Raw genomic sequence first — 22854 nt, 5'->3', positions numbered from 1 at the left:
CTACGCCGACTTCGTCAGCCGCACGGCGACGTTCTTCATCAGCGGCTGATCGCTCTGCGTGCTGTAGTCGTGGATACCGATGAGCGCGTTCATCTCGGGCATGTACCCGGCCGCACTGCCCACGGGCAAGTCGTAGCGCAGCGCGCGGAACCGGCGCACCGTGCGCTGCGAGCCGTCCCGTGAGGTGGCGGTGATGTCCACGAAGTCGCCCTCGGACAGGCCCCGCGCACGCATGTCGGCCTCGTTCAGGAAGATCAGCTCGCGCAGGTTCTTGATGCCGCGGTAGCGGTCGTTCGCCGAGTAGATGGTGGTGTTCCACTGGTCGTGCGAGCGCATGGTCTGCAGGATCAGCACGTCCTCGTCGGCGGGGATGACGTTCGGCATCGGCGCGAGCGAGAAGTTCGCCCGGCCGGAGGGGGTCTTGAAGACGCGCTCGCGAGCCGGCTGCGGGATGCGGAAGCCGCCCGGGGTCTTCAGCAGCTCGTTGAAGCCCTCGAAGCCGGGCAGCACCTTCGCCATGACATCGCGGATGCGGTCGTAGTCGTCGACGTACCACTGCCACGGCGTCGCACTGTCCGGCAACGTCGCCTTCGCGATGCCCGCGATGATCGCGGGCTCGGAGCGCAGCTCGGGCGACGCGGGCCGCCGCTTGCCGCGGGAGATGTGCACCATGCTCATCGCGTCCTCGACGGTCACGCCCTGCAGCCCGGCGATCTGCTCGTCCTTCTCGGTGCGGCCGAGGCAGGGCAGGATCAGGGCCCGCCGCCCGTGCACCAGGTGGCTGCGGTTGAGCTTGGTGCTCACCTGCACCGTCAGCTCCGTCTTGCGCAGGCCCGCGGCGGTGTACGCGGTGTCGGGCGCGGCGAGCACGAAGTTGCCGCCCATCCCGACGAAGACCTTGACCCGGCCGTCGTGCATGGCCTCCACGGAGTTCACGGTGTCCAGGCCGTGGCTGCGCGGGGAGACGATGCCGCACACCTCGTCCAGCTTGTCGGTCCACGGCGGCGGGCGGTGGTCGATGCCGCAGGTGCGGTTGCCCTGCACGTTGCTGTGACCGCGGACGGGCGAGGGCCCGGCGCCGGGGCGGCCGATGTTGCCGCGCAGCAGCAGCACGTTGGTGATCTCGCGGACGGTGTCGACGCCGTGCTCGTGCTGCGTGACGCCGAGGCACCACGAGATGATCGCGCGCTCGGCGCGCAGGTACATCTCGCCCACGCGGCGGATCTCGGCCTCGGGCAGGCCGGCCTGCGCGGTGATCTCGGCCCAGTCGGTCGCCGCGACCAGATCGCGGTAGGCCTCGAAGTCGGCGGTGCTCGCCTCGAGGAAGGCGCGGTCGAGCACCGTCGGGTCCGTCTCCGCGGCCTCGAAGACGACCTTGGCGATGCCGCGCATCAGCGCGAGGTCCCCGCCCGGGCGCACCTGCATGTTCAGGTCCGAGACGGACGTCGCCTTGAACAGCGCCATGTCGACCATCTCGTGCGGGACGATCGTCTTCGTCGCGCCCGCCTCCACGAGCGGGTTGATGTGCACGACCTGCGCGCCGCGCCGCGTGGCGTCGGCGAGGGCGGTGAGCATCCGCGGGGCGTTCGACGCGGCGTTGACGCCCATGACGATCAGGAGGTCCGCCTCCTCCCAGTCCTGCAGGTCACAGGTGCCCTTGCCGGTGCCGATGGCGGCCTGCAGTGCGCGGCCGGAGGCCTCGTGGCACATGTTGGAGCAGTCGGGCAGGTTGTTCGTGCCGTACTCGCGCGCCAGCAACTGGTACAGGAAGGTGGCCTCGTTGCTGAGCCGGCCGGAGGTGTAGAAGGACGCCTCGTCGGGGCTCGCGAGCCCGCGCAGGGTCTCGCCGACCAGGGCGAAGGCGTCGTCCCAGCTGATCGGGACATACTTGTCGGAGGCCTCGTCGTAGACCATCGGCTCGGTGAGCCGGCCCTCGTTCTCGAGGTCGAAGTCGGTCCAGTCGGCGAGCTCGGTGACGGTGTGCTGCGCGAAGAACTCCCGCTTCACCCGCTTCGGGGTCATCTCCCAGGTGACGTGCTTGACGCCGTTCTCGCAGAAGTCGAGGGTGAGCTTCTTGTCGTCCGGCCAGGCGCAGCCTGGGCAGTCGTAGCCGGTGGGGTGGTTCATCACGAACATCGAGTGGGTGCCGCGGATCAGCTCGCGCTGCTTGAGCAGGATGGTTCCCACGGACTTCGCGGCGCCCCACGAGGCGGCGGCGTGATGGTACGGCGAGCTGGACCAGGCACCGTCGGTGACGGGGCCGAAACCGCCCTGCCGCGGGACGTCGGGCAGGAGCCCCGGAACGCGGGCCGGGGCCTGGGGCTGATTGTCCGTGGTCATGTCCTGACTTCCTGTCGCACTCGCTGGGGCTGGGAGTAGATGTTCATGTGGTCGCCGCGGACGAAGCCGAGCAGGGTGAGGCCGGCATCGTCGGCCAGTTCGACCGCGAGGGACGACGGTGCCGACACCGCCGAGAGCACGGGGATACCGGCCATCACCGCCTTCTGGACCAGCTCGAAGCTGGCGCGGCCGGAGACCTGGAGCACGACGCCCCGCAGCGGCAGCCGGCCCTGGAGCAGCGCCCAGCCGATCACCTTGTCGACGGCGTTGTGCCGGCCCACGTCCTCGCGGAGCACGAGCAGTTCGCCGGTGCCGGCGTCGAACAGGGCGGCGGCGTGCAGGCCCCCGGTCTTGTCGAAGACGGCCTGCTCCGCGCGGAGCCGCTCGGGGTACCGGGTCACCTCCTCGGCGCCGACGGCGACCGGATCGGATCGCACGTCGAAGCGCGAGACCGTGCGGACGGCGTCGATGCTCGCCTTGCCGCACATCCCGCACGAGCTGGTGGTGTAGAAGTTGCGCGTCACGTCGGGCGTGGGCGGGCGGACGCCGGGGGCCAGCGCGACGTCGAGCACGTTGTACTCGTTGATCTCGCCGCCCGAGCCGGGGCCGCCGCAGTGGATCGCGGAGCGGAACTCCTCGGCGGCGCCGATCACTCCTTCGGAGACCAGGAAGCCGGCGGCGAGCTCGACGTCGTGCCCGGGCGTGCGCATCGTGACCGCGAGCGGCTTTCCCGCAACGCGGATCTCGAGGGGTTCCTCGACGGCGAGGGTGTCGATACGGCGCAGCGGATCCGCACCGACGGTGACCTTGACCACCGACCGACGCACCGTGATCCGACCCATGTCCTCGACGCTACACCCGCGACATCGCGTCGGCGCGACGTCTCGTGGGCACCAGCGCCGGCGCCCCGCCGATGAGTCGGCGCCCACGAAGATCACTGTCCCGGCCGACAGATCGACGGCTCAGCCGTGCGGTTTCGCGGGCTGGGCCGTGGCCGTGGCAGCACCGCCGAAGACCTGCGGCGGGACGTCCTTGTCCGGCGTCACCTTCCGTCCGGACAGGTGATAGGTGACGACGACGGGGCCGCCGGAGACGCCGGCCGTGCTGTCGCCGGGGTTGAGCCAGCGGTAGGAGACCGCGACGGAGTCGCGGGTGCTGCCGACGACGCTGGTGAAGGTGGTGTACCGGCTCGTGGCAGTGCCGAGGTAGCCCTGCCGGTCGAAGAAGAGGATCCACTCGGGCGAGCTCCCCGTTCCGCCCTTCAGCGAGGCCTGCACCCACAACAGGTCGGGGCAGTCCCCCTGCTTCGCGTCCGTGCCGCGGCCGGCGGTGTACCCGACGCCGTTGAACGGCGGCAGCTGGGCGACGGCGTCCCGCACGGCCGGCGAGGAGAGATCGACGCACAGGCTGTGCCCCGCGGTGACGGGGCGCGCGCCCGCGGTGGCGGACGGCGGCGTCGATGCGGCGGACGGCGGCGTGGAAGCGGGGCGGACGCCCGTGCTCCCGGTCCCGGGCCGCCCGCTCGGCGCCGCCGACGCCGAGGGGGTGTCCGCCGCGGGCGTGGCTGCCGGCCGTGCGTCCCCCGCCGGTGTGGCCCCGTGGCTGCACCCGGTGGTCGCAGCGAGCGCGGCAAGGACCGCGACGGCGGCCTTCGATGTCTTGATCATGTCTCCCCCGAACTGTCACCGCGCCCGGACGGGTGCGACTTGCTCGTTCGTTCGGAGCTCGCGGCGTGTTCGTTACGACAGATACAAGAAAACCCCCTGAGAACAGGGGGTTTTGCTTGTGGCCAGAGCCGGGATCGAACCGGCGACCTACCGCTTTTCAGGCGGTCGCTCGTACCAACTGAGCTACCTGGCCGTGCCGGTAAAACCGTCACCGCCGAGTCCTAAGACTCGGATGGCGACCCTGACGGGACTCGAACCCGCGACCTCCGCCGTGACAGGGCGGCGCGCTAACCAACTGCGCCACAGGGCCATATGCAATTTTTCGTCTTGCGACGTACCCCCTACGGGATTCGAACCCGCGCTACCGCCTTGAAAGGGCGGCGTCCTAGGCCACTAAACGAAGGGGGCTCGCATCGGGCGACTTGAAGCCGCTCTCCGCACCGCTTCCGTGTTCCGTTGGGAGCTGGGATAGCTTATGACACATTGCGCCCACGTCCCAAATCGCGAGGTCAGGGCCGGTAAATCGGTCAATATGCGGGCAGGTCCATCCGAGCCAGTCGCCGCGAATCCACGATCGAGTCCAGCGCGACGATCCGCCCGTCGGCCACCGTGCACGCCATCAGCGCCAGCGGCCGCCCCGACGGGGACGAGACCAGGATCCCCGGCTCGCCGTTCACGCTCACCCGCCGCGCCACGACCTCCGCTCCACTGCCGCGCCGGGCGAGGGCGAGCACCTCGTCCGCGCCGACGGTGACGACTCTCCCCCGTGCCGTGCGCCGCGTCCAGGTCACATCGGGGTCGAGCAGCCGCAGCAGCGCATCGAAGTCGCCGTCCTGCGCGGCCGCCAGGAAGGCGTCCACGACCTCCCTGCGCTGCCGCCGCGCCGTCGGCAAGGGCCGCTCCTGCACCCTGCGCCGAGCGCGGCTGGCGAGCATCTTCGCGGCATCCGGCGACTTCCCCACGATCGGCCCGATCTCCGCGAACGGGACCGCGAACAGGTCGTGCAGCACGAACGCGAGCCGCTCCTCGGGCCGCAGGGACTCGAGCACGACCATCAGCGCCAGCCCGACGGTGTCCGCCGCCACCGCCGCGTCCTCGGGCCCGTCCGCATCCTCGGTGACCACCGGATCCTCGTCGCCGAGAACCGATTCGGGATGTGCGGTGCGCCGGCGCAGGACGTCCACGCAGAGCCGCCCCACGACCCGCGTGAGCCACCCGCCCAGGTTCGCGATCGGCGCACCGTCGTACCCGGCGAGCCGCAGCCAGGCCTCCTGAACCACGTCCTCCGCGTCGGCGCGCGCCCCGAGGGCACGCGTGGCGACCGCGAGGAGCCGCGGCCGATGCTCCTCGAACTGCTCCGGCAGGCTGAGCCGATCCGGCTGATCCATCGTCGTTACCTTCCCACGTTCTCGTCCGTCATGACAGTGACGAGCCCGGACGGGCGAACGTAACGAGGAAGGGAACGATCATGAATCTCGCACTGTGGATCATCACCGGGGTACTGGCGACCGGGTTCACCGTGGCCGGCATCGCGCTGATGGCGATGCCCCGGGAGCGGTACCGCGCGCTGGGCGCGAATCAGCACTGGGTCGATGATTTCGGTGACGGGCACCTCAAGGCCATCGGGGCCATCAAGGCCGCGGGAGGCCTCGGCCTGGTGCTGCCGCCTCTCACCGGGGTGGCGACGGTGCTGTCCCCCATCGCCGCGTACTGCCTCGCCCTGTACATGGCCGGAGCCGCGACGACCCGCCTGCAGCGATCCGAGTGGGGCTACATGGCCGGTGACGTGCTGTTCATCGCGCTGTTCACGTTCGTCGCCTGGGGCCGATTCGTCCTGGTCCCGTACTCCTGACCGCTTCAGGATTTCGGGTTCCGGTCAGGTAGAGGTGTTCCTGCGCAGGTCTACGTGTCCTGCGACCGAATTCGTGAGGCGCTGAGGTCCGCGACGGCCCTGCCGATCAGGTCCGCGCGTCGCTGCGCGGAGCGGGCCTTGAGCAGCGGCAGGATCACGGCGTAGCGGTCGGACCGGCTCAGCGCCTCGAACGCCGCCGCTGCCAGCGGATCCCGTTCCAGCGCCGCGGCGAGGTCGGGCGGGGTCTCGGCGGTGCGCTGGGACTCGTACGCGGCGTCCCAGCGCCCGTCGGCCCGCGCGGCGTCGCGCTGCGCGTAGCCGGCGGGCCGCACCCGACCGGCCGCGGCGAGCGCTTCGAACTTGGCGACGTTGATCGCCGACCACGAGCTGGTCCGCCGGCGCGGCGAGTACCGCTGCAGGAACGAGTCGGCGTCATTCGACTTCCGCTGCCCGTCGATCCAGCCGAAGCACAGCGCCCCGTCGAGCGCGTCCTCGATCGTCAGGCCCGGAACCGTGGAGGAGCGCTTGCCGATCCGCAGCCATGCCTCCGCCGCGTCCGCATGATGCCGCTCGAGCCATGCCTCCCACTGTTCGACGGTGTGGAAGACATGCACTTCGCGGTCACCGGCGTCGCCGCGCACCAGATCACCAGCTGATTCCATAGGTCGTCCCTACCACGAGAACACCGAACACTCCGGCGGAACCACGGCCGACGTGCGATCCGGACGCACAGCCGAAACCTGTCAGTGGCTACCGCGACACTGAGAACGAGTACGAGTGCCCCCCGTGGGACTCGAACCCACAACCAGCCGATTAAAAGTCGGATGCTCTGCCAATTGAGCTAGGGGGGCGCGATGCGAGAGTACCAGTGCGGCCGGAGCGCACCGAGGAGACGACTCCCTCGTGAATGAGACCCAGGTCTGCATCGATTGTGGGCGCGAACTTCCGCTGTCGGACTTCTATCGGCGCAAGGACCGTGCCCGGCCGAACCGGTGCTGCCGAAGCTGCCAATCGGCGCGCAGCCGCGCCTACCGGCGGATCAAGCCCGACACCGGCTCCGCCGAACGTACACGTCGATCACGCGCGCGACATCCGGAGCGATCCGCGGAGCAGGACCGAATACGCGCCCAGTCCGACCGCTTCAAGGAACAGCGCCGGCGGCGGGCAGCCGCGCAGTCCACGTACTACAAGGCCTGGTACGCGGCCAATCGGGAGCGGGTGCTCGCGCTGCACCGGGCGTACCGCGACGATCCTGTCATGCGCGCGACCCTCGACGCCCGCAAACGCGCGTGGTATTCAGCGCATCCCGAGAATCGGAGGCGCGAGCGCCATCGTCGCGCGGCACGACTGAACGAGGCCGTATCGGTGCCGTTCACCGGCGAACTCCTCCATGCGCGGATGTCGTTGTGGTCCGGGTGCTGGATCTGTCGAGAACCGTTCACCACCGAACGCCCTCGAACCGTCGATCACGTGAAGCCGCTGTCCAAGGGCGGGCCGGACATGCTTTCGAATCTCCGCCCGCCTGCAAACCCTGCAATTCCCGCAAGGCCGACCGATGGCCGTACCCGCACGAGTCCGCAGGACTCCGCCGCGCCGTCAGCTCGACGCCGCGGCGTTGACCATCCAGTGCACGCCGAACCCGTCGACGCACATGCCGAAGGTGTCGCCCCATGGGGCCTTGACGAACGGGACGGTGACGGAGCCGCTGGCGGAGAGCTTCTCCCACCACCCGGTGAGCTTCGCCAGATCGTCGCCCGACAGGGAGATGGAGACGTCGTCACCGACGGTGCGCGGCATCCCGGCCGGCGTATCGGCGCACATGAGCGAGAACCCGTCCGGCGTGGACAGGTACCCGTGCATCACCTTGGTGGCGTCGTTCGGATCGGAGAGCATCTCGGGCGGCATGCCCTCGAACGTGGAGATCTCCAGCTCACCGCCGAAGACGTCCCGGTAGAACTCGAGCGCCTCGCGGGCGTTGTCGGAGAAGCTGATGTAGGGGTTCAGGCGTACGGTCATGCCTCGATTGTGCGCCCGCCCACCGACACGTTCGGACAGTTCGCCGAACATCCCCCGCACGTTCATCCCCGCGACCTCCCCTCCGGGCACGCTGGCGGCCATGCACATCGTCCAGCTGGCGAACTTCTACGGTCCGCGCTCGGGCGGACTGCGCACCGCCGTCGACCAGTTGGGCGCGGGCTACGTCGCGCACGGCCACGCCGTGACCCTGGTGGTCGCCGGCCGCGGGCACGACGACGAGGTCCTCGACACCGGCGTCCGCCGCATCACCGTCCCGGGCCGCAAGTTCTTCCGGGTCGAGGGGTACCGGGCGGCGAGCCCCGTCCTCATCCGGCGGCTCCTCCCCCGCCTCGGCGCCGACAGCCTCGAGGTCTCCGACCGCCTCACGCTGCGCGGGATGGGCCCGTGGGCGAAGGCGCACGGGATCGGCTCGATCATGATCAGCCACGAGCGCCTGGACCGGATGATCGAGCTCGGGGCACCGTCGGGCGTCGCGACCTGGGCCGCCGACGTCGCGAACCTGGGCACGGCCCGCAGCTACGACACCGTCGTCTGCACGACGCCCTTCGCCGGCGAGGAGTTCGCCCGCGTCCAGGCGCCCAACGTCGAGACGGTGCCGCTCGGCGTCGACCTCGCGACCTTCCGCCCGGACCGCGCCGCGGCGCAGGCGCGGGAGCGGTGGGCCGACGGTGCCGACGTCCTCCTCGTGCAGTCCTGTCGGCTGTCGATGGAGAAGCACCCGGCGCGGGGCATCGAGGTCGTGCGGGCCCTGCTGGCCGACGGTGTCCGAGCCCACCTGGTGATCGCCGGGGACGGTGCGATGGCCGGCGAACTCCGCAGGCAGGCACGAGGATTGCCGGTCACCTTCACCGGACACCTCGCCGACCGTGAGGCCCTGGCCGACCTCCTCGCCTGCGCGGACGTCGCGATCTGCCCCGGGCCGCACGAGACCTTCGGGCTCAGCGCGATGGAGGCCCTCGCCTCCGGCACCCCGATCGTGGTGTCCCGCAACAGCGCACTGGCGGAGGTCGTGCGCGCGGACTGCGGCCTCCCCGCTGCCGACACCGGCGCGGCCTTCGCCGCCGCGGTGCGTGCGGTGCTCGCCCGCGGCGACTACCGCGCCGCCGCCCGGGCCTGCGCCGAGCAGTACACCTGGGACCGCGCCGTGGAGACGATGCTCGGCCTGCACCGGGCGACGGCGAGCCGGCGGAGGTTCCTTCGCGACCGTCCCGCAGCACATCCCGCCGTCCTGCCGCTGGGCCCCAGGCGGCCGGCCGGCCCGTCATCGACGGATCGGCGCGAGCGAGCGCGCTGATCAGCGCAGGCGGTCACCCGACTCCGCGTGGAAGAACAGCGCCTGCCCCGCCGCCGGGATCAGGCCGGTCTCCTCGCCGGCCCGGAGCGTCGTCGCGCGATCGGCGCGCACCACGACCGGCTTGTCCTGCCCCTCGACGTGCACGTAGACGAGCGCCTCGGCGCCGAGCTCCTCCACCAGCGCGACGGTGCCGCGGGCCGCACCGTCGGTGCCCGGTGCGACCACCTCGAACCCCTCCGGGCGCAGGCCGACCGTCACCGTCGGACCGGAGTCGACGGTGCGCGGGACCGGGACGATCGCGCCGCCGAGGTCGGCGCCCGCGTCGGTGCGCGGCACCGTCAGCAGGTTCATCCCGGGCGATCCGAGGAAGCCCGCCACGAAGGTGTTGACGGGGTCGTCGTACAGCTCGCGCGGCGGCGCGACCTGTTGCAGCAGACCGTCCTTGAGCACCGCGACGCGGTCGCCCATGGTCATGGCCTCGACCTGGTCGTGCGTCACGTACAGCGTGGTCACGCCGAGCCGGCGCTGCAGCGCGGAGATCTGCGAGCGGGTCGAGACCCGCAGCCGCGCATCGAGGTTCGACAACGGCTCGTCCATCGCGAAGACCTTGGGATGCCGCACGATGGCGCGCCCCATGGCCACGCGTTGCCGCTGCCCGCCCGAGAGCCGCGCGGGCTTGCGGTCGAGCAGCGGTTCCAGCTCGAGCATCGCGGCGGCCTCCGCCACCTGCCGGGCCGTATCCGCCTTGGAGACACCGGCGTTGCGCAGCGCGAAGCCCATGTTCTGCGCCACCGTCATGTTCGGGTAGAGCGCGTAGTTCTGGAAGACCATGGCCACGTCGCGCTTCTTCGGCGAGACCGACGTGACGTCCACGCCGTCGATGAGGATCCGGCCGTCCGTCACGGCCTCCAGCCCCGCCAGCGCCCGGAGGCTGGTGGACTTGCCGCAGCCCGACGGGCCGACCAGCACCACGAACTCGCCGTCGGCGATGTCCAGGTCGAGCGAGCTGACCGAGGGCCGCTCGGCGCCCGGGTACTGGACGGTCGCACCGTCGAAACGCACCGTTGCCATGGTGTTCCTGACTCCTGATTCCTACGAAAGACTCGCAGCGGCTCTTACTTCGGCAGCTTCGGCTTGATCTGCGAGTCGATCTTGCCCTGGATGGTCTTCTGCAGCGCGCCGAGCACGGCCGCCGTGTCGCCGCCGGTCGCGATCTGCTGCAGCGCCCGCCCGATGTCCTCGCCGCCGCCCGGCACGAAGACGCGGGCGTTGTCCTGGCTGCGGGTCAGCGGCAGCTGCTTGACCGCGGTACCGAAGTTCGGGTTCTTCTCGATGAAGGCCTTCATCGAGGGCTCGTCGACGGCGGCCTTGCGCACCGGCATGTAGCCCGTGGCCTGCGAGAACTTCGACGTGTTCGCCGTGTTGGTGAGGAACTCGATGAACTTCACGGCCGCGGCCTTGCGCTCGGCCGAGATGCCCTCGGCCACCGCGACACCCGCGCCGCCGGTGGGGCACGACTTGCCGGCGGGGCCGGGCAGGAAGGCGGTGCCGAGGTCGAACTTGGCGGTGGTGGTGATCGTCTTGAGCGAGCCGGTGGACTGCAGGGTGACGGCGGCCAGGCCGGCGCCGAAGTCGTTCTCCGGGGTGGTGGCCAGGCGGCCCCACTTGCCGATGACGTCCTTGAGCTGGTTCGCCGCGGCGATCGACTCCGGGGTGGTGAACTTGAGGTCCCAGCCGTCGGAGTACGCGCCGCCCTTGGACCAGTTCCAGCCCTCGAAGACCCAGTCGATGTAGTTCTCGCCGTCGGCGATGACGATGGCCTTCTTGTCGCCGCCGATGGCGTCCTGGATGCGGGGCGCCCACTGCGCGAACTCGTCCCAGTCCTTGGGGCCGCGGTCCTCGAGGCCGGCCTTCTTCCAGACGTCCTTGTTGTAGTAGAACAGCGGCGTCGAGCGGGCGAAGGGCACCGCGTAGTGCTTGCCCTCGAACTTCGTGTCGGCGAACAGGGAGTCGACGTACTCCTCCGGCTTGAGGCCGGCTCCGGCGAACAGGTCGTCGAGCGGGGCGATCTGCTTGTTCAGCGCGAAGTTGAACCAGGTGACGTCGGAGACGACGATGATGTCGGCCTTCTCGCCGCCCGAGAGCGAGGTCTGGAACTTCTGGGCCACCTGCTCGTAGTTCTTGCCGCCGTCGAGCAGCTCCACCTTGATCCCGGGGTTGGCCTTCTGGAACTCCTCGATCAGCGCCTGCTCAGTGGCCTTGGAGCTGCCGGGGTGGTTGCTGAGGAAGCGCAGCGTGATGGTGCCGCCACCCCCGCCGCTCCCCGAGTTCGACGAGCCGCCGCCCGAACCCGAGCCCGCGCACGCCGCCGCCACCGCCGCGGTCGCCGCGAGGCCGGTGACGAGGAATCCGCGCCGTGTGAAGTCGCCCATGAACTCTCCCTTGAGTTTCCGTTGTGGTGTTCTGTGGTGGTCCCGGTCAGCCCTTGACGGCGCCGGAGGTCAGGCCCTTGATCATCTGCCGCTGCAGGATCAGGAAGACGATGAGCATCGGCAGGGCGGTGAGCAGGGTGGCCGCCATGACCGGCCCCCAGTTCACCCCCTGCTCAGTGTTCTGGAGCAGGGTGAGGCCGACGGGCAGCGGCGCGACGGCCGCGTTGTCCGACATCAGGAACGGCCACAGGTACTCGTTCCACTCGTTCACCAACGTGATCACCGCGAAGGCCACCATCGTGGGGATCGAGACGGGCAGGATCACCCGGAACAGCAGCCGCAGGTGGCCGGCCCCGTCCATGCGCGCCGCCTCCACGATCTCCTTGGGCAGCGAGAGGAAGTGGTTGCGCATCAGGAAGGTGCCGAAGGCCACGCCCGCGAGCGGCAGGATGATGCCGACGAAGGTGTTGCGGTAGTCCGCCATCAGCGCGTAGTTCGAGATCACCGTGATCTGGTTGGGCACCATGAGCGCCGCGATCACCACGAGGAAGAGCACCTTCTTGAACGGGAAGCGCAGGAAGACCAGCGCGTACGCGGTGCTCACGCCGAGGACGAACTTGATGGTGCCGGTGACGAGCGTGATGATCGCCGAGTTCCGCAGGTACTGCCAGTACGGGATCTCCTGCGTCACGTAGCTGTAGTTCTCCGGGTACCAGGTCGGCGGCCACCACGTCGCGGGCGAGACGAAGATGTCCGGCCGGTCCTTGAACGAGGTGATCACGATGAAGTAGACGGGCACGGCCACGAGCAGCAGCGTGGCCGCCATGCCGAGGTATCCGAGCACCTTCATTCCGGTACTGCCCGCGGGGGATCCGGTCACTTGTCGTCCCCCCGGTCCATCATCCGCACCTGCACCACGGTCACGATCAGGAGCACGAGGAACATGATCGTCGCGATGGTCGCGCCGTAGCCGGCGCGCTGGTTGCGGAAGGTCTGCCAGTAGATGTCGAAGACCATCGTCGTGGTGCCGCCCTGCGGGCCGCCCGCGGGGAACATGATGTTGATGATGTCGAAGACCTGGAGGCTGTTGAGCAGCACGGTGATCGACAGGAAGTACGTCGCCGGGCGCAGCTGCGGCAGCGTGACGCGCCAGAACTTGCGCCACGCCGGCGTCCCGTCGATCGCGGCTGCCTCGTCGAGGTCCTTGTTCAGGCCCTGCAGCGCCGCGAGATAGATGACGAAGGTGTAGCCCAGGTTCTTCCAGATGTAGGTGAAGGTCACCAGGAACAGCGCCCAGCCGGGGTTCTGATAGAAGTCCGGGCTCTCGATGCCGAACCACGCGAGGATCGAGGCGGCCGCGCCGAACTGCGGGTTGAAGACGAAGTAGAAGGCCGCGCCGATGGCGGCGCCGGAGATCACGAACGGCGCGAAGACCGCGGAGCGGACCAGGTTGCGGCCCTTGAGGTTCTGATCCAGCAGCATCGCCAGCGCCAGGCCCAGCACCATCGAGAAGAGCACCGCGCTCACGGTGAAGATCAGCGTGACGGTGACGACCTGCCAGCTCTCCGCCTTGGTGAAGAACTCCCGATAGTTGTCCAGGCCGATCCACTTCGCCGGCTCCGTGCTGGCGAGCGACCACTCGTGGAAGCTCAGCCGCACGTTGTCGATCAGCGGGCGATAGGTGAAGACGGCCAGCAGCACCAGGTTCGGCACCACGAACACCAGGAACAGCAGGTTGTCCTTGGGTACCAGGTTGGCGGCCGGCCCCGTCTTGGGTGATGGCTCCACCCGTTCGGTCGTGGCGGTCACCGCCGTAGCGTGCTGCACTTCTCCGTCCGGCGGACGAAAATCAGGAAAAGATTCGGTAACGAATCAATGAGCGCACGGGGCCCGCCCCTCGAGGGACATGACAGATGTCACCGGCGATCGGTGACAAGCCGCGGAAAGCCGCTGACTGCACGCACTACTGCGACGCCGGGGCCGGCGCGAGGCTGGATGCATGAACGCCAACGATCTCCACGCATCCCACCGCCCCGACCATCCGCCCGCGGCACCGTCGACCGGCGGACTGCACGACCTCCTCGTCGACGCCTGCCGGCTCGGCCCCGCCCCGACCCGCGCCCGGGAGGGCGCGGTCGTCGTGGCGACGGTCGTCCTGATCGCCCTCGTCGTGATCGTCGTGCAGCCCCCGGTGGTGCTCACCTCGATCGTCACCGCCCTCGCCGCTCTGCACCTCGCGGTGCGGTGGGTGCTCGGCACGCGGAAGTGGAACCGTCGATGAGTGCGGCACCCGACCTCGCCGACACCGTCATCAGCGCCACCGGGCTGCGCCGCACGTACGGCACCGGGGCGAGCGCCTTCGAGGCCGTGCGCGGCATCGATCTCACGGTCCGGCAGGGCGAGGTCTTCGCCCTGCTCGGCACGAACGGCGCCGGCAAGACGTCCACCCTCGACCTGCTCGAGGGCCTCGCCGAGCCGAGCGGCGGCGAGCTCACCGTCTTCGGTCTCGACCCGCGCCGGGACCGGCGCCGCGTGCGCCCGCTCTGCGGCATCATGCTGCAGTCCGGCGGCCTCCCCGCCGAGCTGACCGTCCGCGAGACCCTCGAGATGTGGCGCGGCACCTGCAGCAACCCCACCACCGCCGACGCCGTGCTCGAGCGCGTCCGGCTCACCGACCGCTCCGAGGTGCGCGTCCGCGCCCTCTCCGGCGGCGAGCAGCGCCGCCTCGACCTGGCCTGCGCCCTCATCGGCCGGCCGCGACTGCTCTTCCTCGACGAGCCGACCACCGGCCTCGACCCCGAGAGCCGGCACTCCACCTGGAAGCTGCTCGCCGACCTCAAACGCGACGGGGTCACGATGGTGCTCACCACGCACTACCTCGACGAGGCCGAGACCCTCGCCGACCGCATCGCGATCATGCACCGCGGCGCGATCGCCCGCCTCGGCACTCTCCGCGAGATCGTCGAGGGGCACCCCGCCGAGATCGTCCTCGACGATCCGGCCGTGCCGCTGCCCGGCCTTACGGGCACGTGGCGCGCCGACGGTGCCGGGCGCGTCGCGCTGCGCACCCACCGGCTGCAGGACGACCTGCACACGCTGCTCGACTGGGCCGCCGACCGGCACCTCGCGCTCACCGGCCTGTCCGCCCGGCACCCCTCCCTCGAATCGGTCTTCCTGGCGCTCGCGGACGATACCGGTGACGCCGACCGGTCCGACTCCACCCCGATCGGAGCCCCCGCATGACCACCGCCACCACGCCCGCCACGGCGCCGGCCACCGTCGGCTACGGGAAACACCCCCTGCGCGCCCTGGCGCGCGCCGAGTACCTCCAGTTCCGCCGGAACAAGACCCTGCTCTTCATGGGCACCGTCTTCCCGGTCGGGATGCCGCTGCTGATGTTCTTCCTCGCCCGCGGCGGTCAGGCGCCCAAGCCCCTGGGCGTGGCCCTCACCCTCGAGACCTTCGCGCTGCTGGCGCTGCTGATGGTGCAGTACTACTCGGTGCTGTCGATGGTCACCACCCGCCGATCCGAGGGCGTGCTCAAGCGACTGCGCACCGGGGAGTCCTCGGACCTGCAGATCCTGACCGCCCCCGCCGTCCCCGGCACGGCCCTGACCCTGTTGGGGGCCGTGATCGTGTGCGCCGCTATCTACGGGGCCGGCGGTCCCGCTCCCGTGAACGCGCTGCTCATGGTGCTCGCGCTCGTCGCCGGGCTGGTGATCTTCACCCTGCTCGCGCTCGCCACCAGCGCGATGACGAAGAACGCCGAGGCCGCGCAGATCACGTCCATGCCCGTCATGGTGATCTCCATGATCGGCATGGCGAGCATCCGGCAGGTCCTCCCCGACCGGCTCGCGCTGATCGCCGACTGGACGCCCTTCGCGGCGATCTCCGACCTGCTCCGGCTGGGGCAGGCCGGCCTCGCCCCCGGCGTCGTCGACGATGCCGCCCCGCTCGGATTCGCCGCCACCTTCGGCGAGACGGGCCGGCCCCTTGCGACACTGGCGGTATGGACCGTGATCGCACTCATTCTCGCGAGGAGGTGGTTCCGCTGGGACGACCGCGAGTGACGCCCGGAGTGGTCCCAGCCCCGGCGCTCCGGGCCCTCGACTGGTGGCATGCGAAGTCCAGTGCCGACAAGTTCCGCCTCTACACCCGCGCGGTGCTGCAGATCGTGATGATCGGCTTCGTGGTCATCATGGCCACGTCGGGCACCACCACCGGGCCCGTGATCGGCATCGTCATCGCCGGGCTCGCGTCCATCGCCGGAATCGAGGCACAGCCCGACCTGTCGATCCGCGCCACCGACCGCCAGCGCCGCATCGCCTGGCGGTTCGCGCTCGCCGGGATCGGTGCGGTGTGGGCGGCGGGAGTGGTCGGCGCGCACCTGGCCCCGCACGTCGGCACCGCTCCCGACGGCGCGCGGGTCATGGGCGCCGTCGCCTACGCGATGGCGACGTGCGCCGTCCTCCCCTTCATGCGGCACCGCTGGTCGCTGCTGCTCGTCGCCGCGCTCGCCACCGCCCTCCTCCTGCGCCCCACCGACGCCCCCGCCTTCTTCGCGCTCCTCCTGTTCATCGGCGTGCTGCTGATGTGGACCTCCCGCACCACGGTCTGGAGCCTGCAGATCCTCACCGAACTGGAGGAGGGCAAGCGGATCGCCGCCGAACTGGAGGTCGCCGAGGAGCGCCTGCGCTTCTCCCGCGACCTGCACGACGTGGTCGGCCGGGCCTTCTCCGCGATCGCCGTCAAGAGCGAGCTGGCCGCCACGCTCGCGCGGGCCGGCGCCACCGATCGGGCGGTCACCGAGATGGACGAGGTCAAATCCCTCGCGGTGACGTCCCTCGAGGACGCCCGGCACCTGGTCCGCGGCTACCGCGGCATCGACCTGGGCACCGAGGTCGCCGGAGCGCGCTCGCTGCTCTCCGCCGCCGGCTGCCGGCTCCGCGTGATCGGCGAACCCGAGACGGTCCCGCCCGCCTTCCACGAGGCCGCCGCCTGGGTCGTGCGGGAGGGGACCACGAACATCGTCAAGCACTCGACGGCCACGCAGGCCGTGCTCACACTGGCAGCGTCGGGCCTCGTCCTGCGCAACGACGGTGCGCCCGCCCCGGCCGGGCGCGAGGGGGCACCGTCGGGCATCGACGGGCTGCGCGGCCGGCTCCGGGCCGTGGGCGCGGACCTCGCGGCGCAGCGCGACGGCGAGGACTTCACCCTGACCGCGACCTGGGAGGCGGCGTGAGCGAGACACCGTCGATCGAGGTGATGATCGCGGACGACGAGCACATGATCCGCGCGGCGGTGGCCGCGCTGCTCGAGCTGGAGGCCGACATCACGGTGGCGGCGCAGGCGGCGTCCGGCACCGAACTGATCGCCCTGTGGGAGCGCCGCGCCGCCGACGGGCACGCGCCCGCCGTCGCGGTGATCGACCTGCAGATGCCCGGACCCGACGGCATCGACACGGCGGCCGAACTGCTCCGCCGCACGCCCGGCGCCGCGACCCTCATCGTCACCAGCCACGGCCGGCCCGGATACCTCAAGCGCGCGCTGGCCACGGGGGTCCGCGGCTTCCTTCCCAAGACGGCGCCCGCGGCCACATTGGCGCAGGTCATCCGTACCGTGCACGGGGGCGGGCGGTACGTCGATCCCGAGCTCGCCGCGGAGGCGATCAGCGCGGGCGACTCGCCGCTCACGGCCCGCGAGGCCGACGTCCTGGAGTTCGCCGTCGACGGGGCCTCGGTCGACGAGATCGCCCGGCGCGCGCACCTGAGCGCGGGCACCACGCGCAACTACCTCTCGTCGGCGATGGCCAAGCTGGGGACGGCCAACCGCTACGAGGCCGCGGTGCGCGCGCGGGAACTCGGGTGGATCCTGTGACCCCCGTCTCGGTGTAACGTACCCATGTCCTTGAGCGATGCACCCCGTGTGCCCCTGCTCGGAACACATCACTTTCCGGCAGGGACGTTGAGTACGAGACCCGGATTGCGTAGACTTTCGGGATAATCTGGAACTGATCCAAACGTCGAAAGAGGAATGATGTCGACCCGCCAACTGACCCAGCTTGAGCTTCTGAAGGAGCTCTCCGGTGTCGCCGAGGACAACGTCAACCGCCATCTCTCGATGACGAAGGACTGGAACCCGCACGACTACATCCCCTGGGCGGACGGCAGCAACTACGCCGCACTCGGCGGTCACGACTACGACCCCGAGGAGAGCCAGCTCGACGAGGTCGCCAAAGCGGCGATGATCACCAACCTCCTCACGGAGGACAACCTGCCGACCTACCACCGCGAGATCGCCGCGAACTTCTCCATGGACGACGCCTGGGGTCACTGGGTCGGTCGCTGGACCGCGGAGGAGAACCGCCACGGCATCGCCATGCGCGACTACCTCGTGGTCACCCGCGGCGTCGATCCGGTCAAACTCGAGCAGGCCCGCATGATCCACATGACCAACGGCTGGGATCCGCAGGGCAAGGTGGCGGCGCACACCGAGCAGAAGATGACGATGCTGCACTCGGTGGCGTACGTGACCTTCCAGGAGCTCGCGACCCGCGTGAGCCACCGCAACACCGGCAAGGTCTGCAAGGATCCGATCGCCGACAAGATGCTCCAGCGCATCGCGGCGGACGAGAACCTGCACATGATCTTCTACCGCAACATCTCGGCCGCGGGCCTGGACCTGTGCCCCGACCAGGCGATCCGCTCGATCACCGACACCATCAAGCACTTCGAGATGCCCGGCGCCGGCATGCCCGACTTCCGCCGCAACGGCGTGCTGATGGCGAAGCACGCCATCTACGACCTGCGCCAGCACAAGGACGAGGTCGTCATGCCCGTCCTGCGCAAGTGGAAGATCTTCGAGCGCGAGGACTTCGGCCCCGAGGGCGAGCGCACCCGCGAGGAGCTCGCGGCCTTCCTCGACGAGCTCGAGGCCTCGGCCGTGAAGTTCGAGGAGATGCGCGACCGCTCCCTGGCCCGCGAGGCCGCCAAGCGCGAGAAGGCCGGCCTGGCCGTCTGACACCGACGCGTACCGAACCCGCCGTGCCCGCAGGGACGGCGGGTTCCGTCGTTCCGCGCACGCGCCGCGTCCGCGGGTGGTTCCCGCGCACCGGGCGCGACTGTGCACACGTGCCACGTGCGCACAGCGGCGCCGCGTGCGCGGGAACGGCGTCGTGTGCTCGGGAACGACGCCGAGCACGTTTGCCCCAGCACGCCGGGGCCGCGATCATGGAGGGCGGCGATCGATCGCCGCACGACCACAGGAGAGTACTGATGACCGCACCCACCACCGCGCCGAAGCTGCGCATCGGCAGGTTCGAGCTCGACTCCCCCGTCGTGCTCGCGCCGATGGCCGGCGTCACCAACGTGGCCTTCCGCAGCCTGTGCCGCGAGCTGGAACGCGCGCGGACGGGCACCGTCGCCGGGCTGTACGTGTGCGAGATGGTGACGGCGCGCGCCCTCGTCGAACGGCACCCGGTCACCATGCACATGACCACCTTCGCGCCCGACGAGGACCCGCGCAGCCTGCAGCTGTACACCGTCGACGCGAAGTGGACCTACGAGGCCGCGCGGATGGTCGCCGAGGAGGGCCTCGCCGACCACCTCGACATGAACTTCGGCTGCCCGGTCCCCAAGGTCACCCGCCGCGGCGGCGGCTCGGCCCTGCCCTACAAGCGGAACCTGTTCGCGAGCATCGTCGACGCGGCGGTCCGCGGCATCGCCGACGGCTCCCCCGCCGGGGCGCCCGAGATCCCCGTCACCGTGAAGTTCCGCATCGGCATCGACGACGAGCACCACACCCACCTCGACGCCGGCCGGATCGCCGCCGAGCAGGGCGCGGTCGCCGTCGCGCTGCACGCCCGCACCGCCGCGCAGCGCTACTCGGGGCAGGCCGACTGGGACGAGATCGCCCGGCTCAAGGAGCACGTGCACCACCACTTCGGCGACACCGTCCCCGTCCTGGGCAACGGCGACATCTTCGCCGCGGAGGACGCGGTGACGATGATGGACCGCACCGGCTGCGACGGTGTGGTCGTCGGCCGCGGCTGCCTCGGCCGCCCCTGGCTGTTCTCCGAGCTCTCCGCCGCGATCAACGGCACCCCGATGCCGACGCCGCCGGACCTCGGCGAGGTCACCGACATCATGTACCGGCACGGCGAGCTGCTGGCCGCGCACCACGGCGAGGACAAGGGCATGCGGGAGATCCGCAAGCACGTGGCCTGGTACCTGCGGGGCTTCCCCGCCGGCGGCGAGTTGCGCACGCGGCTGGCCACCGTGAAAACTCTCGCCGACCTGCGCGCGCTCCTGGACACGCTGCCGCCCGACGTGCCCTTCCCCAAGGATGCCGAGGGCCCCCGCGGCCGGCAGGGCACCCCGGGCAAGGTGGTGCTCCCGGAGGGATGGCTCGACGATCCGTGGGAGTCGGACGCCGCCGCGATGCCCGGCGCCGAGGAGGAGACCAGCGGCGGTTAACCGTCGTTCACCCGGAGTTCATCGCGCGCTGCGGTGGTGTAGGAAAAGCCCTATAGACTGGGCACATGCGGAATGCGTACGTCCAGCAGATGGCTGCCTTCAACGATATCCTCGGCACCATCTGCGATAAATCGGGCATCGCCATGGAGAAGGCGACCAACTCGCTGCTCCAGGCCGACCTCGCCCTCGCCGAAGAAGTCATCACCGAGCACGACGAGATCGTCCGGCTGAGCCGCCGCGCCGAGGAGGAGGCCTTCTCCCTGCTCGCGCTGCAGGCGCCCGTCGCCAGCGACCTGCGCATCGTGGTCTCCGGCTTCCAGATCGTGGCCGATGTCGACCGGATGGGCGCGCTCGCCCTGCACGTCGCCAAGGTCACCCGGCGCCGCTTCCCGAACAAGACGCTCCCCGAGGAGGTCAACGGCTACTTCGCCGAGATGGGCCGCCTCGCGGTCGAGCTGGCGAACTCCGCCCGCGAGGTGCTGGTCACCCAGGATCCGAAGCAGGCCGCGGAGATCGAGGAGCAGGACGATGCGATGGACGACCTGCACCGCCACCTGTTCACCGTGCTGATGGACCGCGAGTGGAAGCACGGCGTGGCCGCCGCGGTCGACGTGACGCTGCTGGGCCGCTACTACGAGCGCTTCGCCGACCACGCCGTGGAGATCGGCCGCCGCGTGATCTTCCAGGCCACGGGCAACCCCGATCCCACCGCCGACGTCTCGCCGTAGACCCCGCTCCACCACGACGGCCGTCCCCGCGGGGGCGGCCGTCGTGCTGTCTCCGGTCAGACCCCGACCGCGTCCTGCAACTGCAGGATCCGGCCGCCCAGGTGGATGTCCGAGCCCACGCTCAGCGGCACCGGCTGCCCCGGCGGCAGCCGCAGGGGCTGCGCGGCGCCCGGCGGCCGCACCCAGGTGCCGTTCGCCGAGCCCACGTCCACCGCCAGCACCTGCCAGCCGTCGATCCGGATCTCCAGGTGCGCGCGCGAGAGCGCGCCCGTCCGGTCCGGCAGGACGACGGGGCCGAGCCGGCCCGCACCGTCGAAGCTGCGGCCCGAGCGCTGGGCGACGAACGCCGCCGGATCCCGTCCGATGATCAGATCGCCCTCCACCACGAAGGCTGCGCCGTCATCCGCGACGAGCAGCCCCAGCGGCGGCCGCGGGCCGCTCTCGAGCGGCGCCCGCCGGTCGACGAGGGCGCCGCATCGCGTGCAGTACGCGGCCACCGGGGCGTTGAGGTGCCCGAACGCGCAACGCCGCCCCTCGACCAGCGGGCCGGCGGCGGCCGCGGCCGCGCTCACGTCCCCGACCTCCACGTCGTACTCGGTGGCCGCGAACAGCGGGCTCACGCCCGTCGGCTCCTCGTTGGTGGGCGCGTCCGCGGGGAAGACGTCCGTCGCGATGTCCGCCTCACCCTCGGGCCGTACGGAGGCCTCGGACCACAGCACGACGCCCGCGCCGGGGACGGCGCCGCGGTCGAGCCGCAGGGCGGCGGGCCCGCACACGGGGGCCGGCGGGGGCGGCGGCCCGACGGTGACCGTCACCACCGCCCCGGCGGGCAGGGGCGCGATCCGCTCGGCGAACTCCGGTCCGGCGTGCAGCACGTGATCCGGCGCGGCGGCCGCGGCGGACGGGAAGATCGCGACGGTGACGGCGCGGCTCTCGGCGGCGCCCGAAGTATCGCGCAGCAGCGCGCGAACGGAGTCCTCGGCGACCTCGACCACCGCGTAGGCGGGGCCGGAGCGGCCGCGTAGGGCCTCGGCCCGGTCCCCGTCGGCCTCGACGGCGGCGACCAGGTCCGCGACCTCCGCCGGCCCGCCGACCGCGGGCGCATCGGCGAGGAGCACCGCATCCCCCACGCGGGCGACCACGCGGTCGCCGGGCAGCACGGTGCTGTACCGATCGGCGGCCGGGGACTGCGATGTCATTCTCGTAGGATACGGCGAGCCACCGACAGGTCCGTGTCCGTGTGACCGGTCAGCCGAAGCGGCCCGAGATGTAGTCCTCGGTCGCCTTCTCGTTCGGGTTGGAGAACATCTTCTCCGTCGGGTTGATCTCGATGAGCTGCCCGGGCTTGCCCGTGGCCTCCAGGTTGAAGAACGCGGTCTGATCGGAGACGCGGGCCGCCTGCTGCATGTTGTGGGTCACGATGACGATCGTGTACTTCTGCTTGAGCTCGCCGATCAGGTCCTCGATCGCCAGCGTCGAGATCGGGTCGAGCGCCGAGCAGGGCTCGTCCATGAGCAGCACGTCCGGGCTGACGGCGATCGCGCGGGCGATGCACAGGCGCTGCTGCTGGCCGCCCGACAGGCCGCCGCCGGGCTTGTTCAGCCGGTCCTTGACCTCGCCCCACAGGTTCGCGCCGCGCAGGGACTGCTCGGCCACGTCGTCGAGCGTGGACTTGCTCCGGATGCCCTGCAGCTTGAGCCCGGCCACCACGTTGTCGCGGATCGACATCGTCGGGAACGGATTGGGCCGCTGGAAGACCATGCCGATGGTCTTGCGGACGCCCACCGGGTCGACACCGGGGCCGTAGATGTCGGCACCGTCGAGGGTGATGTGGCCCTCGACGCGGGCACCGGGAGTCACCTCGTGCATCCGGTTGATCGAGCGGAGCACCGTCGACTTGCCGCAACCGGACGGCCCGATGAACGCCGTGACGGAGTTCGGCGGCACCGTCAGCGAGACGTCCTGCACCGCGTGGAAGGCGCCGTAGTAGATGTTCAGGTCCTTGATGTCCAGGCGCTTCGCCATGGGAT

At 70.6% G+C, this 22854-nt stretch carries 22 protein-coding genes, 4 tRNA genes and 1 pseudogene; 11 read left to right on the top strand and 16 right to left on the bottom strand.

What is annotated here, in order from left to right; genetic code table 11:
- From AC21LY_RS05000 to AC21LY_RS04970, 7 genes are all read right to left on the bottom strand, one after another.
- On the bottom strand, positions 1-2340 hold the full coding sequence (locus AC21LY_RS05000) for an FdhF/YdeP family oxidoreductase (protein ID WP_489045212.1): 2340 nt from the start codon (positions 2338-2340) through the stop codon (positions 1-3).
- A complete protein-coding gene (fdhD, locus tag AC21LY_RS04995; RefSeq protein WP_489045211.1) occupies positions 2337-3182 on the bottom strand; it encodes a formate dehydrogenase accessory sulfurtransferase FdhD in 846 nt (281 codons plus the stop codon). Before fdhD ends, AC21LY_RS05000 begins: the two co-directional genes overlap by 4 nt.
- Before the next feature lie 120 nt (positions 3183-3302).
- Positions 3303-4007: an LppP/LprE family lipoprotein gene (locus tag AC21LY_RS04990; RefSeq protein ID WP_489045210.1), complete on the bottom strand. Its 705-nt coding sequence runs from the start codon at positions 4005-4007 to the stop codon at positions 3303-3305.
- A gap of 119 nt (positions 4008-4126) precedes the next feature.
- A tRNA-Phe gene (locus AC21LY_RS04985) sits at positions 4127-4200 on the bottom strand.
- Positions 4201-4240: 40 nt separating this feature from the next.
- A tRNA-Asp gene (locus AC21LY_RS04980) sits at positions 4241-4317 on the bottom strand.
- 25 nt (positions 4318-4342) lie between these two features.
- Positions 4343-4415: transfer RNA gene (locus tag AC21LY_RS04975), tRNA-Glu, on the bottom strand.
- A gap of 119 nt (positions 4416-4534) precedes the next feature.
- A complete protein-coding gene (locus tag AC21LY_RS04970; RefSeq protein WP_489045209.1) occupies positions 4535-5395 on the bottom strand; it encodes a sigma-70 family RNA polymerase sigma factor in 861 nt (286 codons plus the stop codon).
- An 80-nt stretch (positions 5396-5475) separates the two neighbouring features.
- Here AC21LY_RS04970 and AC21LY_RS04965 point away from each other — a divergent pair, with 80 nt between their 5' ends.
- On the top strand, positions 5476-5859 hold the full coding sequence (locus tag AC21LY_RS04965) for a DoxX family protein (protein WP_489045208.1): 384 nt from the start codon (positions 5476-5478) through the stop codon (positions 5857-5859).
- 50 nt (positions 5860-5909) lie between these two features.
- Here the strand turns inward: AC21LY_RS04965 and AC21LY_RS04960 are convergent, their stop codons facing one another.
- Together AC21LY_RS04960 and AC21LY_RS04955 are read right to left on the bottom strand one after the other, a co-directional pair.
- Positions 5910-6521: a YdeI/OmpD-associated family protein gene (locus AC21LY_RS04960; protein WP_489045207.1), complete on the bottom strand. Its 612-nt coding sequence runs from the start codon at positions 6519-6521 to the stop codon at positions 5910-5912.
- Between the two features lie 116 nt (positions 6522-6637).
- A tRNA-Lys gene (locus tag AC21LY_RS04955) sits at positions 6638-6710 on the bottom strand.
- Positions 6711-7116: 406 nt separating this feature from the next.
- Here AC21LY_RS04955 and AC21LY_RS04950 point away from each other — a divergent pair.
- Positions 7117-7365: pseudogene (locus AC21LY_RS04950) on the top strand (HNH endonuclease); the annotation flags it as partial.
- 90 nt (positions 7366-7455) lie between these two features.
- Here the strand turns inward: AC21LY_RS04950 and AC21LY_RS04945 are convergent.
- A complete protein-coding gene (locus AC21LY_RS04945; RefSeq protein ID WP_489045206.1) occupies positions 7456-7875 on the bottom strand; it encodes a VOC family protein in 420 nt (139 codons plus the stop codon).
- Between the two features lie 100 nt (positions 7876-7975).
- On the opposite strand from AC21LY_RS04945, the gene AC21LY_RS04940 reads away from it, so the two are divergent.
- Positions 7976-9190: a glycosyltransferase gene (locus tag AC21LY_RS04940; RefSeq protein WP_489045205.1), complete on the top strand. Its 1215-nt coding sequence runs from the start codon at positions 7976-7978 to the stop codon at positions 9188-9190.
- Here AC21LY_RS04940 and AC21LY_RS04935 read toward each other — a convergent pair whose 3' ends face one another.
- The 4 genes from AC21LY_RS04935 to AC21LY_RS04920 are packed head-to-tail and all read right to left on the bottom strand — an operon-like array spanning position 9191 to position 13431.
- Positions 9191-10261 carry an ABC transporter ATP-binding protein gene (locus AC21LY_RS04935; protein ID WP_489045204.1) on the bottom strand — a complete coding sequence of 357 codons (1071 nt, stop codon included), beginning with the start codon at positions 10259-10261 and terminating at the stop codon, positions 9191-9193. It lies immediately after the preceding gene.
- 44 nt (positions 10262-10305) lie between these two features.
- Positions 10306-11622 carry an ABC transporter substrate-binding protein gene (locus tag AC21LY_RS04930; protein ID WP_489045203.1) on the bottom strand — a complete coding sequence of 439 codons (1317 nt, stop codon included), beginning with the start codon at positions 11620-11622 and terminating at the stop codon, positions 10306-10308.
- A gap of 46 nt (positions 11623-11668) precedes the next feature.
- A complete protein-coding gene (locus tag AC21LY_RS04925; protein ID WP_489045433.1) occupies positions 11669-12472 on the bottom strand; it encodes a carbohydrate ABC transporter permease in 804 nt (267 codons plus the stop codon).
- Positions 12473-12498: 26 nt separating this feature from the next.
- Positions 12499-13431 (bottom strand): carbohydrate ABC transporter permease, encoded by a 933-nt coding sequence (locus AC21LY_RS04920; protein ID WP_489045202.1) that lies wholly within the window; start codon positions 13429-13431, stop codon positions 12499-12501.
- 190 nt (positions 13432-13621) lie between these two features.
- On the opposite strand from AC21LY_RS04920, the gene AC21LY_RS04915 reads away from it, so the two are divergent.
- The 8 genes from AC21LY_RS04915 to phoU all read left to right on the top strand — a co-directional run bounded on the left by AC21LY_RS04915 (position 13622) and on the right by phoU (position 20824).
- Positions 13622-13903, top strand: coding sequence for a hypothetical protein (locus tag AC21LY_RS04915; RefSeq protein WP_489045201.1), 282 nt, complete (start codon positions 13622-13624; stop codon positions 13901-13903).
- Positions 13900-14865, top strand: coding sequence for an ABC transporter ATP-binding protein (locus AC21LY_RS04910; protein WP_489045200.1), 966 nt, complete (start codon positions 13900-13902; stop codon positions 14863-14865). The genes AC21LY_RS04915 and AC21LY_RS04910 overlap by 4 nt, the downstream gene beginning before the upstream one ends.
- Positions 14862-15692, top strand: coding sequence for an ABC transporter permease (locus AC21LY_RS04905; protein ID WP_489045199.1), 831 nt, complete (start codon positions 14862-14864; stop codon positions 15690-15692). The genes AC21LY_RS04910 and AC21LY_RS04905 overlap by 4 nt, the downstream gene beginning before the upstream one ends.
- A complete protein-coding gene (locus AC21LY_RS04900; protein ID WP_489045198.1) occupies positions 15689-16864 on the top strand; it encodes a sensor histidine kinase in 1176 nt (391 codons plus the stop codon). The genes AC21LY_RS04905 and AC21LY_RS04900 overlap by 4 nt, the downstream gene beginning before the upstream one ends.
- 23 nt (positions 16865-16887) lie before the next feature.
- On the top strand, positions 16888-17499 hold the full coding sequence (locus AC21LY_RS04895; protein ID WP_489045431.1) for a response regulator: 612 nt from the start codon (positions 16888-16890) through the stop codon (positions 17497-17499).
- 156 nt (positions 17500-17655) lie between these two features.
- On the top strand, positions 17656-18642 hold the full coding sequence (locus AC21LY_RS04890) for an acyl-ACP desaturase (protein WP_489045197.1): 987 nt from the start codon (positions 17656-17658) through the stop codon (positions 18640-18642).
- Positions 18643-18896: 254 nt separating this feature from the next.
- On the top strand, positions 18897-20096 hold the full coding sequence (dusB, locus tag AC21LY_RS04885; protein WP_489045196.1) for a tRNA dihydrouridine synthase DusB: 1200 nt from the start codon (positions 18897-18899) through the stop codon (positions 20094-20096).
- 65 nt (positions 20097-20161) lie between these two features.
- The gene (gene phoU, locus AC21LY_RS04880) at positions 20162-20824 is read left to right on the top strand and encodes a phosphate signaling complex protein PhoU (protein ID WP_489045195.1); all 663 of its coding nucleotides are present in this window, start codon (positions 20162-20164) and stop codon (positions 20822-20824) included.
- 56 nt (positions 20825-20880) lie between these two features.
- Here phoU and AC21LY_RS04875 read toward each other — a convergent pair whose 3' ends face one another.
- A complete protein-coding gene (locus tag AC21LY_RS04875) occupies positions 20881-22023 on the bottom strand; it encodes an FHA domain-containing protein (protein ID WP_489045194.1) in 1143 nt (380 codons plus the stop codon).
- Positions 22024-22072: 49 nt separating this feature from the next.
- Complete coding sequence (gene pstB, locus AC21LY_RS04870) at positions 22073-22849, bottom strand: phosphate ABC transporter ATP-binding protein PstB (RefSeq protein WP_489045193.1); 777 nt, start codon at positions 22847-22849, stop codon at positions 22073-22075.
- Positions 22850-22854 lie beyond the last annotated feature (5 nt).

It is taken from the genome of Tsukamurella sp. II2bb, from assembly GCF_057815145.1.
Note: the sequence above shows the minus strand (reverse complement) of the source record. Positions and strands in the feature narration are given on the sequence as shown.